The organism is Vibrio sp. 1580 (assembly GCF_033340055.1).
On the sequence record NZ_JAWOVT010000002.1, the window covers coordinates 104,957 to 120,864 of the forward strand.

The following is a 15,908-nucleotide window of genomic DNA, read 5'->3' on the forward strand; positions in this document are numbered from 1 at the left end:
CTTTTACCAAACGTTTTAACAAAATGGCGTGAGCCTATGATACGTAACAGCGGTATAATCACAGAAAGCCATGCAGAGCTTGATGTAAAAGTTTATGAGCACTTTAGGCATGGTAAAACTGCTTTAGTCACGCAAGGTGGAGGGCAGAGAGGGATTTTTACCGCTGGCGTTTTAGACGCCTTTTTACTTTCCAACTTCGATCCTTTCGATGAATTCTATGGCACCTCTGCCGGAGCACTTAACTTATGTTCTTACTTGTGTCGTCAACATGGCATGGGCAAAGCTTTTATTACCGAGCTGACAACGTCTCCTGAATTTTTTAATCTGTTTCGCTATATCCGAAAGCAGCAGTACTTAGGTTTAGAGTGGGCATTAGAACGGATTCAAGATTTCCCATACAAGCTTGACCTTGATTTAGGTCGTAGTGCATTGGGAAAACGAGGAGCGTTTGCTGCGGTAACGAATATAGAGACGCTATCAGATCAATATCTACCAATCTTGGATGACTCGTGGTTTAACACTATGCTAGCGACATGTGCGATTCCCAAGTTGTACCACGGACCTGTCGACGTAAATGGCAATAAGTTTGTTGATGGCGGCGTGTCTGCCTCTATCCCTGTTCAAGAAGCGTGGCGTCAGAATGCTCGCAACATTATTGTCATTCGCACAGAGCCGTTTTCAGAGATTGAAGCGAGAGCCCAAAGTGAGGTGGGGGATGTGCCTGTCGAATGGTATCGGGAGTCTATCAACTCAGTACAGCAATCATGGCAGCAAAAAGTGAATCAGTGGAAGCTGGATTGGGCGTCGTTCTTCCAACAAAAAATTAATGCAGCACATCAATCGAAGCTTGCAGGGAAAATGCTGTTAAATGGAGGCCGTTGGTTGTTCGGTGCCGATAACTTGTATCGTTTAAGCCACCTGATTGGTGAGAATTTTGACTCAGGTTTAGCCGACATGCTGATGATTCATTATCAAACATTTGAGCTCACGCAGGCCTTTATATCTGCTCCACCTGACGACACTTTTATTTTACAAGTTGCGCCTAAAGAGGGACTTCGTTCTTCTTCTTTGTTAAGTGACCAAGAGTCACTAGAGCATGACTATCAACTTGGGCTTCAAGCTGGGTTTAACCTAGTTCAACTCTATGACCAGCTGGATGTTGAAATTGATGGTAGAGAGAGTGCATAAACCTTCTTACGTTCACGATGTGCGCAATATACAAAGCATATAAATAAGGCTCCATTTTCGGAGCCTTATTTGCGGGTTCTTGTGGTTAATTCCAGTTAGGTATAACGACTACGCTTGTAGAATGCGCATGCAGTTGGTTGAGCCAACAACATCCATTACATCGCCTTGAGTAATAATGACTAAATCACCTTTGTGCAAGAACCCTTGCTCTTTAAGGCTAGTAATCGCTGCTTGAGCCGTTGGTAAACCCGCATCACTTTTTGACTCGAAATATACAGGTGTCACGCCTCGGTATAATGCTGCTCGATTGAGTGTCGATTCATTCCGTGATAAGGCAAATATTGGCAAGCCAGAGCTTAAGCGAGACATCATCAACGCAGTCCTGCCGGACTCAGTTAACGAGATCATCGCTTTAATTCCTTCCATGTGATTAGCAGAGTACATGGTTGCCATTGCGATGGTTTCTTCAGCGGTTTCGAAGGTTCTATCTAAGCGATAGGTTGATAGACTTGCCTCCGACATTTTTTCTGCCCCCACACATACTTCGGCCATGGATTTGACCGTTTCTACAGGATATTTACCTGCAGCGGTCTCTCCAGAAAGCATCACCGCGTCAGTGCCGTCTAGAACCGCATTGGCCACATCCATCACTTCAGCACGCGTTGGCATTGGGCTAGTAATCATGGACTCCATCATTTGTGTCGCAGTAATCACGATACGGTTTAAACTGCGTGCGCGGCGAATCAGTTTTTTCTGGACACCTATGAGCTCAGGGTCACCGATTTCTACACCAAGGTCACCACGTGCAACCATCACCACATCGGATGCGAGAATAATGTCGTCAATAGACTCATTGGTCGCGACGGTTTCTGCTCGTTCGACTTTAGCCACTAACATGGCTTCAAGGCCTGCATCTCTGGCTAAGCGTCGAGCGTAATGCATGTCTTCGCCGTTACGCGGGAATGAAATAGCAAGGTAGTCTACTTGAATTGCTGCGGCGGTAAGAATGTCGGCTTTATCTTTCTCTGTGAGCGCATCGGCTGACAATCCGCCGCCTTTTTTGTTGATCCCTTTATTGTTGGACAGTGGACCACCGACAATCACACGGGTATGAACTTTATTACCCTCTACTTTGGTAACTTGCAGCTGAACGCGTCCATCATCGAGTAATAAAATGTCATTTGGTGAAACATCTTGCGGTAGTTCTTTATAATCTAACCCTACAGATTCTTGATTGCCTTCACCTTTTGGTAAATCACTATCTAATGTGAATTTATCGCCCACATTCAAAATGACTTGGCCGTCTTTAAACGTTGATACACGGATTTTAGGGCCTTGTAAGTCACCAAGAATTGCAACCTGACGCCCAAGTCTTGCTGCAATGGTACGGACTTTGTTCGCACGTTGAATGTGGTCTTCACTGGTTCCATGTGAAAAATTCATACGGACAACGTTTGCACCGGCTTTGATGATCTCCTCAAGTATATTGTCCTTATCCGTTGAAGGACCTAGCGTAGTGACAATTTTTGTTCGTCTTAATTTGGAAGTCATAGATTCTCCGATGAATGTGTGTGTAAAGGTAACTTGAACTCTATCCTTACTTTACGCAATCGCTCTCAAGGTTAGCCTCGTTGCTGAGCCCACACCTTAAAGCTACTTGAATATAAGTATATGCACAGAATGTTTACATTAAGAGTAACCCCGGTAAAACAGACAGATATTCGACAGGCAATGGCCTTATTGATAAAAATGCGCTGCTTTAAAGGCACTACTTCATAATTTAGTGAATAAAAATAAGTTATTTTTCAAACAATTTAACAGGAGTAGATTCTTCGTTATTTGATTGAATACACAAACAAACAGGTTTATACGTGATGCTTGTCACGGGGATTTATTAATTCACTTCACAATTAGTTCGCAAAGTAAAAAAATTGTCCCGTTATAGAATTTCGGAGTGCAAGATGTACATGGCTCAACCGGGCCATATTGATCATATCAAACAGGTCAATGCTGGTCGTGTATATAAACTAATTGACCTAAAAGGTCCTATTTCTCGAATTGATTTGTCCAAGCAGAGTGAGCTTGCTCCTGCTAGTATCACCAAAATCACTCGAGAATTAATTGAAGCGCACTTGATTCATGAAACGACAGTACAAGAAGCGACGAGTCGTGGTCGACCTGCTGTCGGTTTGCAGGTCAATAATGAAGGCTGGCAATTTTTGTCAATGCGTTTGGGGCGGGGTTATTTAACCATTGCTTTGCATGAGTTAGGCGGTGATGTACTAATCGATACTAAAATCGAGATACACGAGCTTGATCAAGACGATGTGCTTGAGCGCCTGCTTTACGAAATTGATGAATTCTTTCAGACTTACGCGGATCAACTTGATCGTGTTACCAGTATTGCCCTTACGCTGCCTGGTCTCGTGAACTCAGAGCAAGGTGTCGTTTTGCAGATGCCTCATTACAATGTCGAAAATCTTGCTCTTGGACCAGAGATATACAAAGCAACGGGCTTGCCAGTTTTCATTGCCAATGACACGCGAGCTTGGGCATTAGCAGAAAAGCTTTTTGGTCATTCTCAAGATAATGACAACTCCGTTCTTATCTCTATCCACCACGGTTTAGGTGCGGGCATCATTCTGGATGGGCGCGTTTTGCAAGGCCGTCACGGTAACATTGGTGAACTCGGGCATATTCAAATTGACCCAAATGGAAAACGTTGTCATTGCGGCAATATTGGCTGTTTGGAAACCGTTGCCAGTTCTCAAGCAATTCGTGAAGAAGTCGTAAGACGAATCGCTGATGGCGAAGACTCTATTCTTGCTAAACAAGAGGAAATGAGTATTGAGAGCATTTGTGAAGCCGCTGCAAACGGTGATCCTTTGGCCGTCGATGTGATTGAAAAACTTGGACGCTACTTAGGCTCTGCAATTGCTATTGTGATCAACTTATTTAACCCTGAGAAAATCTTGATCGGTGGTGTGATTAACCAAGCAAAAGATGTGCTTTATCCTGCGGTTCGTCGCTGTATCGAAGAGCAGAGTTTACCTGTTTATCACCAAGATCTTGAGCTGGTGGAGTCTCGTTTCTATAAGCAAGCCACAATGCCTGGTGCCGCGTTGATTAAGCAAGCGTTGTACGATGGTCAACTATTGATGAAGGTTGTGGAAGGTTAAGTACTTTTTAACATGATGATGTGCCGGGCTGTTGAGACTGCATTTGTAGGTGATTTAGGGTGAGACTTAACGGCTCACCCTTTTTGATCGCCTATTACTAGAAAGGGAATTTGAGTTATGTTGCATTGCTATATCTGCGCCATTCATGTAATTTCCTAAAAAGCTCAAGTAAATAAACAAAATGGCTTTCAATGTGCTGCGTGACTTTGCGTCTGATGCAAAGAGAAGTAATACGCTAAAACTGTTGTACTTTAAAGCTGTGCTCGAAAAGCCAAATATTTTAAGGTTATTTGGTTATATAACCTTGCTGTGTCTGTACTGATTTCGAGTAAAATAAGAATTATCCATAATTTAGGTAGTAGTATGTCCGGAGTGTTAAATACGGTTGACCAGCGTACAAACTTGGTTGGTGAAAATCGACTAGAGCTTCTGCTGTTCACTTTAAATAGTCGCCAATTATTTGCGATTAATGTGTTCAAAGTGAAAGAGGTCATCAAGCTTCCACCGTTAACCAAGCTCCCTGGATCGCACTACAATATTCGTGGGGTTGCTTCTCTACGAGGTGAAGCGGTACCAGTGATTGATTTACGAGGCGCAATTGGTTTTCCTGCTTTACGTGGTGAAGCGGAAGAAGAAAATTTGATCGTGACAGAGTACAACCGCACGGTGCAGGGCTTCTTAGTCGGTCCGGTTAAAAACATTATTAATACGGCATGGACTGAAATTCAGCCGCCTCCTTCCACGTCTGGTCGCTCGAATTACCTCACGGCTATCACGCAAATCAAAGAGGGGGATGCCTCTCAAATTGTCGAAATTATTGACGTTGAAAAAGTTTTAGCAGAGATCGTACATTACGACGTGACTATCTCGGAGGACATTCTCGATCAAGAATTGGCCCAAGCAATGGTCGGGCGTAATGTTCTGATTGTGGATGATTCCTCTACAGCTCGTAATCAAGTTCGCGATACGCTTTCTCAATTGGGTATGAATATCATCGAGTGCCGTGACGGGCTAGAAGCGTTAACGGTTTTAAAACGTTGGTGTGATGAAGGTAAAGATGTAGAAAAAGAGCTGTTGATGATGATTACGGATGCTGAAATGCCTGAAATGGACGGTTATAAACTGACCCATGAAGTGCGCCAAGATCCACGTATGTCTAAGTTGTTTATCACATTGAACACTTCTCTGAGCGGTAGTTTTAATGAAGCCATGGTACAAAAAGTAGGCTGTGATCGCTTTATATCTAAATTCCAACCGGATCTGCTGGTTGAAGTTGCTCAAGACCGATTACGCCAGATGCTTTCTAAAAGTGCATGATTAGATCTAGTGAAATCAGAGGGAGCGCACCTCTCTCTGATTTTTAACATTTCTCTCCTTAATTCCTCTGTACTAATGGAAATCCCGAGATTTACTTTGTAGATTGTTCAAGTAGTGCGTGCAATCCATCAACTTGCCAGCAATAACGTGTGTGACTTCTCCCTCTTTTTCAAGAATGCCTTTCACCATTAATACTTTAGCGCCTAAATACGCTTGCTTTTGGGCTCGTGCTGTCGCTTGCCAAACGACCACATTAATGTTGCCCGTGTCATCTTCTAACGTAAAAAATGTCACGCCAGCGGCGGTGCCTGGAGATTGTCTTCCTGTTACCACACCTACCACTGTGACCAGTGACTTATGCGGTTTCTCTGTCAGTTGCCTCATGCGGGTAAAGTGAGGGAGTTTGCCCGTTTCTTCTAATAATTTAATTGGATGGCGGCTAAGAGATAGTCCCGTGCTTGCGTAATCCTCAATTAAATTTTCATATTCAGAGGGTTGAGTCTGGTAGCTAACATTGGGTTCTTCGACCTTGTGAAACAATGGTAGGTCAGATAAGGAATCCATTGCTGCCCAGCGAGCGTTATAACGATTTCCCGATAAGGCCTGAAATGCATTGGCTGAAGCCAATAATTCAATGTCACTTCGGCTTCTTAATATCTGCTTTACTTCTTGAATCGATCGGTAACCATTAAGTGGTTTGCGCTCAATAAGCCTTTGTGCGCTTTCTGCGTTAAAGCCTTTCACCAAGCGAAAACCAAGTTGCACGCCGAGCCTGCCATTCGGACGTGAGACGAGATGATGTTGATATTTTGAATGATTGACGCACACCGGCAATACTTCGACGCCATGTCGGCGAGCATCTTGTACTAATTGCGATGGGCTATAAAATCCCATTGGTTGGCTGTTCAATAATGCAGTGTAAAATTCGGCTGGGTAATAATATTTTAACCATGCAGAACAATATGCCAGCACTGCGAAAGACGCTGAATGACTTTCAGGGAAGCCGTACTCACCAAAGCCGCAAATCTGATCGAAAATGCGCTCAGCAAACGCTAAGTCATAACCTCTCTCTTGCATACCATTGATCAGTTTTGGTCTGAATTTAGCGAGATCGCCATTCTTTTTCCATGATGCCATCGCTCGACGGAGTTGATCGGCCTCGCCGCCGCTAAACCCTGCGGCTACCATGGCTAGCTTGATGACTTGCTCTTGGAAAATAGGGACGCCCATAGTCCGCTCAAGAACGCTTTTTACTTCTTCCGATGGATAACTGACAGGCTCTTTGTGATCTCGTCGTTTTAAAAAAGGATGCACCATATCACCCTGAATAGGGCCTGGACGAACAATTGCAATTTGAATCACTAAGTCGTAATAACAAGCAGGCTTTAGGTGAGGAAGCATGCTCATTTGTGCACGAGATTCTATTTGGAATACGCCTATCGTGTCGGCTTTTTGGATCATGCGATACACGTGTGGATCATCTTGTCGGCGAGTGATCTCGGAAATCGAGAGGGATCGCTGGTGATGTTTCTCGACCAGTTGAAAGCACTTTTTGATGGCGTTTAACATGCCGAGTGCGAGTACATCGACTTTTAGTAGCTTCAAGCTTTCTAAATCGTCTTTATCCCATTGAATGATAGTGCGATCTTCCATCGAGGCATTTTCAACAGGTACCAACTCATATAAAGGGCCAGATGAAATTACAAAGCCACCTACGTGCTGAGATAAATGGCGTGGGAAGCCAATGATCTCGTTGACCAATTGGATAAACTGCTGCCCTTTGAGAGATTCTGGTTGTAAGCCAAGTTCAATAATTTGAGCTTGCCAGCCTTGGCTGCGATCTCGGCGATTAACGTTCTTAATGAAAAAATCTAATTGGGTCTCTTCAATCCCTAGTGCTTTACCGACTTCACGCACGGCACTTTTAAAGCGATAGCTGATCACTGTTGCAGCAAGTGCTGCACGCTCACGACCATATTTTTTGTAAATATACTGGATAACTTCTTCACGGCGCTCGTGTTCAAAGTCCACATCAATATCCGGCGGTTCCTTACGTTCTTTACTGATAAATCGTTCGAATAAGACAGCGATTTGTCGAGGATCGACGGCGGTAATTTCCAGGCAATAACACACTACAGAGTTTGCAGCGGAACCTCGCCCTTGGTAAAGAATACCTTGCTGTTTCGCAAACATTACGATGTCGTGAATAGTAAGGAAGTAGTAGTGGTATTTAAGCTCTTGAATAAGCGCCAGTTCATTCTCGATGGTTTGATTGACTTCTGCGGGCACGCCTTCAGGAAAACGCAGCTTTTTACCACGTTCGACCAACATACGTAAGTAAGAGTCGGGTGTATAACCATCTGGGATCAGCTCGGTAGGATATTCGTATTTTAAATCGGAGAGCTTAAACTCGCATAAATCGGCGATGTAAGTACTTTCTTCCAGCCATTCTGGTTTGTAAATCCGAATCAACTTTTTAAAAGGACGAAGCGCTCGCTCAGTATTCGAAATACGGTCAAAACCGAGTTTATCGACGCTACACCCATGTTTTATAGCAGTAAGTACATGCTGTAATGGCAAGCGTTCAACGTCATGCATGAGAACGCCTCCGCAGGCAGTTATAGGTAATTGAAATTCATGTGCTAACTGCTCGCAGTGCGCAATGTACTCAGTATCGTTGTTACTCAAATGGCGCTGAATCGCTACCCACAAACGATTAGCGTGGTGTTGATTGAGCCAGCGCCCCCAATAGTGATCACTCTCTTGATGTGTGGGCAGCCACAATACCAAACAATGTCGAACCGACATCAAATCCCATTCGAACAGTTGATAGTTGCCTTTTTCACTGCGTCTTCTTGCGTTTGTGATGATACGACACAACTCGGCATAAGCCTTGCGACAAGGGCAAAGCAGTACGATTTGGCATTCATCATTTAACCAAAACATACTTCCAACGATTTGTTTGATATCGAGTTTATGTTGTTCGATGGTCGCATGGGCTTTGACAACGCCCGCGACTGAACATTCATCCGTTATAGCTAGAGCTTGATAGCGATAGAAAGCAGCTTGGAGTACCAGCTCTTCTGCATGAGAAGCTCCAGTCAAAAAAGAGAAGTTAGACTGACAAAATAGTTCCGCGTAACTCATAATGACCCAACAAAAATAACTGTCGATTTAACAAAAATAGCCATGAAGAAACCAGTGCTTGTGCTGATCACGAAATATCCATAACCAGCGGCCTTGCTTGGTGTGTGCAATGTAGTAATCACGCATGATCTCATCACCATCCCACCACCCAGAAACTATTCGCTCAGGTCCGTGGACCAAAGAAACTTGCTCTTGCAATACAATGGGAGTCGGTAATTGCATTGCTGGGCGTAGTATGGATGGTATGGCGTGCCCCTTTTCATCCGTAGCATCAGCAGGGCGATACTGACTGGCCTTTTCTGGTCTAGGATCGCAAGCAATATTGGGTTTTAAAACGGCACTTTTCCCCAATTTAGCTTGCAGTAAAGAAAGCAACTCTAAAGCATTCATGTTTCCTTTCTGCCCAGCAAAGAGATCGCGTGATGCACTAAGAGGCTCACCTTGACGGATGACTTTTAACGTTAGCCCTGTGACTGGGCCATTAAGCGAGAGTGACTCTAAGCTCAAACTCGCTAACTGTTGCCAACGCTGACATAGGTAATCACCTTGCGCAGAAGTGAGTTGAAGGTGTTGCTCTTGTTTCTCACGCTGGTGGAGTGTTAAACACAGTTCAAAAGCGACCTTATCTCTTAATTTAAGAAAGATTTCGAGTTGACGAAGTAATTTGGCCAACGGCTTTTCAATCCACTGAACGTTTTCGATCTCAAACAACAGCTCTAAATAAACTTGGAAGGATTCGGTAGGGTGATAAAAGTCGACAGGGTGTTTAAACTGCCCAGTCAGTCGACCAACGTAGTTCACCAAATCGATATCAAAGCGTCGTGCGATGTCTTGCAATGGCAGTTCAAGCAGGTTTTGCAATGTGGTGACACCTACACGTTGTAACTTCTCTACGGTAGCGTTTGATAAATCTGTCAGTTTTAACGGTAGTGGTGATAAAGCTTTTTGTATGGCAGATTTGTCTTCACTGATGACGTTCGCTCCTGATATTGCCATCAATTTGGCAGCAAAAGGAGAAAAACCACATCCGAATTGAAAACTCAGTTTCAGCTCCGATAAGTGAGCTCTGACTTTATTCCAATAGTTTTCAAGCCCTTCATACAGAGCGAGCATTGGAGTAGCACGCAGTAAAATACCTTGGTTTGGCATCAACACAACGTCAGATGTGATCAAATACAACCACTGAGCTACCTCTTGTAATTTATTTAATTCGGTTTGTGGATGATAAGGATGCACTTGTAAATCTCGACACAAGGACGCAGCACTGCCTAGGCCCATACCTGGCTTAATGCCTTGTTGTTCGGCAATCTCGTTGTATTGAATAATCTGGCAACGTTGGCTTTCGACAATCACCACGGGTTGTTCTTGGTTATCACCAAAGAGTGCGTCTAGCTGTAGGCGAGGGAAGTGCAAGTAAATCCACAGAGCCATATCACTAACCTTGGTTCGCCAGTGGGAAATTGACCACAGTCGAGTGCACAGTTTCAGATGATGGTTTCACCAGTTGCGGGTAATGGTGTTGGAAGCCGATACTAACGCTACCTCTATTCCAGCCTCCTTTCCTTTTCAGCACTTCAACATTAATCCCTTGCTCGTCGCCTTTCAGTTTTAAACTGAGTGACACAGGCAAAGACAAGCGGTTGATAGTATCTGTTTTAAGCATAAAGAGCGGGCAACTCCCTTGTTCACTTGCTACCTGTAAGCGTTTCACTTGATGTATTTCAAGCTCTTCTTGCCATAACAAAACATTACTGCATACCCCACTTTTCAGACATTGCTCTGCAGCCCAAAGAGCATCTTTGGGATGAGCTGGATTAACAACCCACACTTGGTTTATATCCAACCCGATGTAGTGTAAAAACAGAGAATTCACTAGCGCAGGTGGTTGAATAAATGCGGTTATACCATTGGTCTGAGTGGCTTTTAAATAGGGAGCGAGCAAACGCAATTCACCAATACTACCAATAGATTCCATCTCCACTACGCCATGAGGTGGAAAGCCTCCGCCGAGCAAATCATCTAATTCAGAAAAACCGGAACTAGTCTGCAACTGCTGAGGATCTGCTTTCGTTAAATTTGCTTGCCAAACAAGGTGTTGGCTTTTTAAGTTCTGAATAATATCTTGCATAATAAATACCTGTATATATGCACAGTATATTTCTGTGGGAGAAAGTCGCAAGATTTTTATGAAGAGAGAAATGAAAAAAGGCAGCGTTTGCTGCCTTTTCAATCGATTATGTGAGGTAACCTGAATGAGTTATTTACGCTTCGGTTGAGCGTCGATGCACTGACCGTTCACATCGGTAACCGCAGGATCCATTAAGTGCAAATATAGCGGCATGATATCCAGTGGCGTTTTGAGAGTATTCGCATCTTCACCCGGATATGCTTTTTCACGCATGCGAGTACGAGTGGCACCAGGGTTAATTGCGTTAACGCGGATCGGTGTATCACTCAGCTCGTCAGCTAAAACTTGCATCATGCCTTCTACGGCAAATTTAGAGATAGCGTATGGCCCCCAGAATGCGCGGCCAGAGTGGCCGACGGTTGAAGAGGTAAAGATAATACGCCCAGCTTCTGATTTACGCATCACAGGCAGTAATGCTTGAGTCATTAGCACTTCGGCTTTCACGTTGATCTGCATGATATCGTCGAAGTCTTCCTCTTTGATTTGATCAAATGGACACAGCGAACTCAAGACACCTGCGTTGTGTAATAGACCATCCAAGCGACCAAACTGTCCTTCGATTGTCTCTGCCATATCAATGTAATTCTGCTGAGTTGCACCCTTGAGATCCAATGGAATGATAGCAGCTTGTGGATAGCCAGCAGCTTCAATCTCATCATAGATAGATTCAAGGTTTTGCACATTTCTACCCAAGAGAATAACAGTTGCACCGTGCTCGGCATAAGAAAGCGCGGCTTGACGGCCGATGCCATTACCAGCGCCAGTAACAAGAATGACTTTACCTTTTAGAGCATCAGCTGAAACGGAGTAGTTCACGGCGATAAATCCTTATTATTGTAAGAGGGTCCATGATAGTTAATTGACGCTAAAAAACGCCTGTTTCTCAATGGAAAATCTTGGTAATCGTGACAAGATGGTTACAATACACCAATTCATGTGTTATACCAATTCCAGAACTTTCGTTAGGTATGCTATCAATCAGAACAAGTGGTTACAAACCGCGCTGCCTTCTCGCTGATGTTTCTGCGTAACATACTAACGTCATCTGAAATGAGATAAAGGAGCTCTCGTTGGAATTTTTATTAGATTATGGTCTGTTTCTGGCCAAAATTATCACGGTGGTTGCTGCGATAATTGTTCTGCTCATTATTGCAAAATCGGCTGGTGGCAAATCGGGTGCGGCGAAAGGGGAGTTAGAGATTACCAACCTTTCAGAGCAACACAAACAATCTGTTGAGCAGTTAGAGCATCATTTGCATGACGATGCTTTCATCAAGGCTCGAGATAAAGCCGTCAAGAAAGAAGAAAAAGAGAAGAACAAATCTCGCGAGAAAGAAATCAAACAAGCGAGCAAAGACGGTTCATTAGATAGCAAGCGTGAACCACACCTATTTGTTCTTGATTTCAACGGTAGCATAGACGCAAAAGAAGTCGCGTCTCTACGTGAAGAAATCACCGCTATTTTGGCTGTCGCACGTGAAGGTGATGAAGTGTTACTTCGCTTAGAGTCTGGCGGTGGTATGGTTCATGGTTACGGCCTTGCCTCTTCTCAACTGGACCGAATCAAAGCTGCGGGTCTTCCTCTGACCATCTCTGTTGACAAAGTTGCGGCAAGTGGCGGTTACATGATGGCATGTGTAGCAGATAAAATTGTTTCTGCACCATTTGCAATTGTGGGTTCTATTGGCGTTATCGCACAGATTCCTAACTTCAACAAACTGTTGAAGAAACATGACATTGAGTACGAACAACTAACAGCGGGTGAATATAAACGCACGCTAACGATGTTCGGTGAGAATACCGATAAAGCGCGCGATAAGTTTAAGCAAGAACTTGAAGAAACACATGTCTTGTTTAAAGACTTCATCCGTGAGCGTCGTCCTAGTTTGGACCTAGACAAAGTAGCCACTGGTGAGCACTGGTTCGGCACACAAGCGAAAGAGCTTGGTTTGGTGGATGACATTAGTACATCTGATGATATCGTTGTTGCGGCATGCAAAGATAAAACTGTACTTTCTGTGCATTATGTACAAAAGAAAAAACTGGCCGACAAGCTAGCAGGTGTGGCGGGTAAAGTCGCTGATAGTGTGATTTTAAAGTTAGCTGAGCGTGGTCAAAAGCCGATTGTTTAATCGAGCTTAAGTTCATGACATTTAAAACGGCGAGGGCGGAAGCTCTCGCCGTTTTTGTTGAACTTTATGTTTATTGATGAATCCAATTACGCATTAGGTGTAATGCTTTACACGACATTTTTCCTCGCTCCAAAGACTGATTACCCGTATAATGTGCGCCTCGAAAACCGAGCAAATTGCTGAAAAGAAACTATTGGTGGAGAAGAACATGTCCTCTCAAACTCCGGTTGTAACCGTAGATGGACCTAGTGGTGCAGGTAAAGGCACTTTATGTATGTTGCTGGCGAAAAAGTTGGGTTTCCAACTCTTAGATTCTGGCGCAATTTATCGTGTACTTGCACTCGCTGCGATTCACCACGGTGTCGACACCGAGTCAGAAGATGCTCTTGTCCCACTAGCAACACACCTAGACGTTCAATTTATCGCGGAAGGTGACTTAGTTAAGGTCATTCTAGAAGGCGAAGATGTGTCAGGGGAGCTTCGTAAAGAAGAAACGGGTATGGCAGCATCTAAAGTTGCGGCTTTGCCACGTGTTCGTGAAGCATTACTACGTCGTCAGCGTGCATTTGAGACCGCTCCGGGTCTGGTTGCTGATGGTCGTGATATGGGCACAATTGTATTCCCGAGTGCGCAAGCAAAAATCTTCCTTGATGCGAGTGCTGAAGAGCGTGCAAATCGACGCCTTAAACAGTTGCAAGAGAAAGGGTTAGATGTTAGATTTGCTGACCTTTTAAGCGAGATCCAAGAGCGTGACGACCGAGATCGTAACCGCCCAGTGGCGCCATTACGCCCTGCTGAGGATGCGCTTGTGCTAGATTCTACGTCGATGACTATCGACGAAGTAGTAGAAAAGGCACTACAATATATCGAATCGAAGCTAGCTGAGTAATAATACTCGACTAGGCTAAGAGCGTTGGTCGCAAGGATGATGACTGGCGAATTTAATAACCCCATGCGGTAGGATACCCGTGGAAGTTTAATTTATTGAAGATTAATTAAATGACTGAATCTTTTGCTCAACTCTTTGAAGAGTTTCTAAACGAAACAGAATTCCAACAAGGCAGCATCGTTAAAGGTACTGTAGTAGCTATCGAGAACGGTTTCGTTCTTGTTGACGCTGGTCTTAAGTCTGAATCTGCTATCCCTGCTGAACAGTTCAAGAACGCTGCTGGCGAACTTGAAGTTGAAGTTGGCGCTGAAGTAGACGTAGCTCTAGACGCTGTTGAAGATGGTTTCGGTGAAACTCAACTTTCTCGTGAGAAAGCTAAGCGTCACGAAGCTTGGATCGTACTTGAGAAAGCTTACGAAGAAGCTGAAACTGTTGTTGGTATCATCAACGGTAAAGTTAAAGGCGGTTTCACTGTTGAACTAAACGGTATCCGTGCTTTCCTTCCTGGCTCTCTAGTAGACGTACGTCCAATCCGCGACACTGCTCACCTAGAAAACAAAGAGCTAGAGTTCAAAGTTATCAAACTTGACCAAAAACGTAACAACGTAGTTGTTTCACGTCGTGCAGTTATCGAATCAGAGAACAGCGTTGAGCGTGACGAGCTTCTAGAAACTCTACAAGAAGGTTCTGAAGTTAAAGGTATCGTTAAGAACCTTACTGACTACGGTGCGTTCGTTGACCTAGGTGGCGTTGACGGTCTTCTACATATCACTGATATGGCTTGGAAGCGCGTTAAGCACCCATCTGAAATCGTTAACGTTGGTGACGAGATCCAAGTTAAAGTTCTTAAGTTCGACCGTGAGCGTACTCGCGTATCACTAGGTCTTAAGCAACTAGGCGAAGATCCATGGGTAGCAATCGCTAAGCGTTACCCAGAAGGTCACAAACTAACTGGTCGCGTAACTAACCTAACTGACTACGGCTGCTTCGTTGAAATCGAAGAAGGCGTTGAAGGTCTAGTTCACGTTTCAGAAATGGATTGGACTAACAAGAACATCCACCCTTCTAAAGTTGTTAATGTTGGCGACGAAGTTGAGGTTATGGTTCTTGAAATCGACGAAGAACGTCGTCGTATCTCTCTAGGTCTGAAACAGTGTAAAGCTAACCCATGGCAGTCATTCGCTGAAGCACAAGCTAAAGGCGACAAAGTTACTGGTAAGATCAAGTCTATCACTGACTTCGGTATCTTCATCGGTCTAGAAGGCGGCATCGACGGTCTAGTTCACCTATCTGACATTTCTTGGAATGTTGCTGGCGAAGAAGCTGTACGTGAGTACAAGAAAGGCGACGAGATCTCTGCAGTTGTTCTAGCAGTAGACGCTGAGCGTGAGCGCATCTCTCTAGGCATCAAGCAAATGGAAAATGACCCATTCAATGCTTACGTTGCTGACAACAAGAAAGGTGTTCTAGTTAACGCTACTGTAACTGCTGTTGACGCTAAAGGCGCTACTGTTGAAATCGCAGAAGGCGTTGAAGGTTACATCCGTGCTTCTGAAGTATCACGCGATCGCGTAGAAGATGCTTCTCTAATCCTAAGCGCTGGTGATGTTGTTGAAGCGAAGTTCACAGGTGTAGACCGTAAGAACCGCGTAATCAACCTATCTATCAAAGCTAAAGACGAAGCTGACGAGCAAGAAGCAATGGCATCTATCAACAAGCAAGATGACAATGCATTCGGTAACGCAATGGCTGACGCTTTCAAAGCTGCTAAAGGCGAATAATATACTCGCTTAAGCAAAAAAGGAGCCGCAAGGCTCCTTTTTTATATTTGGTCATATTTAAGTAGTAATACTAATGACAGTAAACTA

At 44.1% G+C, this 15,908-nt stretch carries 11 protein-coding genes; 6 read left to right on the top strand and 5 right to left on the bottom strand.

From position 1 onward, the window contains the following. The first annotated feature begins 36 nt into the window (after positions 1–36). Positions 37–1,188, top strand: a complete 1,152-nt coding sequence (locus R7093_RS03550; RefSeq protein WP_005372971.1) for a patatin family protein — start codon at positions 37–39, stop codon at positions 1,186–1,188. 108 nt (positions 1,189–1,296) lie between these two features. Here R7093_RS03550 and pyk read toward each other — a convergent pair whose 3' ends face one another. Further along, positions 1,297–2,739: a pyruvate kinase gene (gene pyk, locus R7093_RS03555; RefSeq protein ID WP_005372972.1), complete on the bottom strand. Its 1,443-nt coding sequence runs from the start codon at positions 2,737–2,739 to the stop codon at positions 1,297–1,299. Between the two features lie 410 nt (positions 2,740–3,149). Between pyk and R7093_RS03560 the strand changes: the two genes are divergently transcribed. Next, entirely contained in the window at positions 3,150–4,367 is a 1,218-nt protein-coding gene (locus tag R7093_RS03560) for an ROK family protein (RefSeq protein ID WP_005385828.1), read from the top strand. Positions 4,368–4,730: 363 nt separating this feature from the next. After that, complete coding sequence (locus tag R7093_RS03565) at positions 4,731–5,684, top strand: chemotaxis protein CheV (RefSeq protein ID WP_005372976.1); 954 nt, start codon at positions 4,731–4,733, stop codon at positions 5,682–5,684. Positions 5,685–5,756: 72 nt separating this feature from the next. Here the strand turns inward: R7093_RS03565 and R7093_RS03570 are convergent, their stop codons facing one another. The 4 genes from R7093_RS03570 to R7093_RS03585 form a co-directional block, all read right to left on the bottom strand. Beyond that, entirely contained in the window at positions 5,757–8,831 is a 3,075-nt protein-coding gene (locus R7093_RS03570; RefSeq protein WP_206970737.1) for an error-prone DNA polymerase, read from the bottom strand. A 27-nt stretch (positions 8,832–8,858) separates the two neighbouring features. After that, a complete protein-coding gene (locus tag R7093_RS03575) occupies positions 8,859–10,262 on the bottom strand; it encodes a Y-family DNA polymerase (RefSeq protein ID WP_206970736.1) in 1,404 nt (467 codons plus the stop codon). Positions 10,263–10,266: 4 nt separating this feature from the next. Next, positions 10,267–10,959, bottom strand: a complete 693-nt coding sequence (gene imuA, locus R7093_RS03580) for a translesion DNA synthesis-associated protein ImuA (RefSeq protein ID WP_054577653.1) — start codon at positions 10,957–10,959, stop codon at positions 10,267–10,269. Between the two features lie 129 nt (positions 10,960–11,088). Next, positions 11,089–11,835, bottom strand: coding sequence for a YciK family oxidoreductase (locus R7093_RS03585; RefSeq protein ID WP_005372980.1), 747 nt, complete (start codon positions 11,833–11,835; stop codon positions 11,089–11,091). A 254-nt stretch (positions 11,836–12,089) separates the two neighbouring features. Here R7093_RS03585 and sohB point away from each other — a divergent pair, with 254 nt between their 5' ends. The 3 genes from sohB to rpsA all read left to right on the top strand — a co-directional run bounded on the left by sohB (position 12,090) and on the right by rpsA (position 15,821). Continuing rightward, a complete protein-coding gene (gene sohB / locus R7093_RS03590; protein ID WP_005385819.1) occupies positions 12,090–13,151 on the top strand; it encodes a protease SohB in 1,062 nt (353 codons plus the stop codon). Positions 13,152–13,359: 208 nt separating this feature from the next. Beyond that, positions 13,360–14,040 carry a (d)CMP kinase gene (gene cmk, locus R7093_RS03595; RefSeq protein WP_021033981.1) on the top strand — a complete coding sequence of 227 codons (681 nt, stop codon included), beginning with the start codon at positions 13,360–13,362 and terminating at the stop codon, positions 14,038–14,040. A gap of 110 nt (positions 14,041–14,150) precedes the next feature. After that, positions 14,151–15,821 carry a 30S ribosomal protein S1 gene (rpsA, locus tag R7093_RS03600; RefSeq protein WP_005385817.1) on the top strand — a complete coding sequence of 557 codons (1,671 nt, stop codon included), beginning with the start codon at positions 14,151–14,153 and terminating at the stop codon, positions 15,819–15,821. The last annotated feature ends 87 nt before the right edge of the window (positions 15,822–15,908 follow it).

Excerpts from the sequence above, each read along its gene's own strand:
- R7093_RS03550 (WP_005372971.1), top strand. The coding sequence starts at position 37 with ATGATACGTAACAGCGGTATAATCACAGAAAGCCATGCAGAGCTTGAT.
- pyk (WP_005372972.1), bottom strand. The coding sequence starts at position 2,739 with ATGACTTCCAAATTAAGACGAACAAAAATTGTCACTACGCTAGGTCCT.
- R7093_RS03560 (WP_005385828.1), top strand. The coding sequence starts at position 3,150 with ATGTACATGGCTCAACCGGGCCATATTGATCATATCAAACAGGTCAAT.
- R7093_RS03565 (WP_005372976.1), top strand. The coding sequence starts at position 4,731 with ATGTCCGGAGTGTTAAATACGGTTGACCAGCGTACAAACTTGGTTGGT.
- R7093_RS03570 (WP_206970737.1), bottom strand. The coding sequence starts at position 8,831 with ATGAGTTACGCGGAACTATTTTGTCAGTCTAACTTCTCTTTTTTGACT.
- R7093_RS03575 (WP_206970736.1), bottom strand. The coding sequence starts at position 10,262 with ATGGCTCTGTGGATTTACTTGCACTTCCCTCGCCTACAGCTAGACGCA.
- imuA (WP_054577653.1), bottom strand. The coding sequence starts at position 10,959 with ATGCAAGATATTATTCAGAACTTAAAAAGCCAACACCTTGTTTGGCAA.
- cmk (WP_021033981.1), top strand. The coding sequence starts at position 13,360 with ATGTCCTCTCAAACTCCGGTTGTAACCGTAGATGGACCTAGTGGTGCA.
- rpsA (WP_005385817.1), top strand. The coding sequence starts at position 14,151 with ATGACTGAATCTTTTGCTCAACTCTTTGAAGAGTTTCTAAACGAAACA.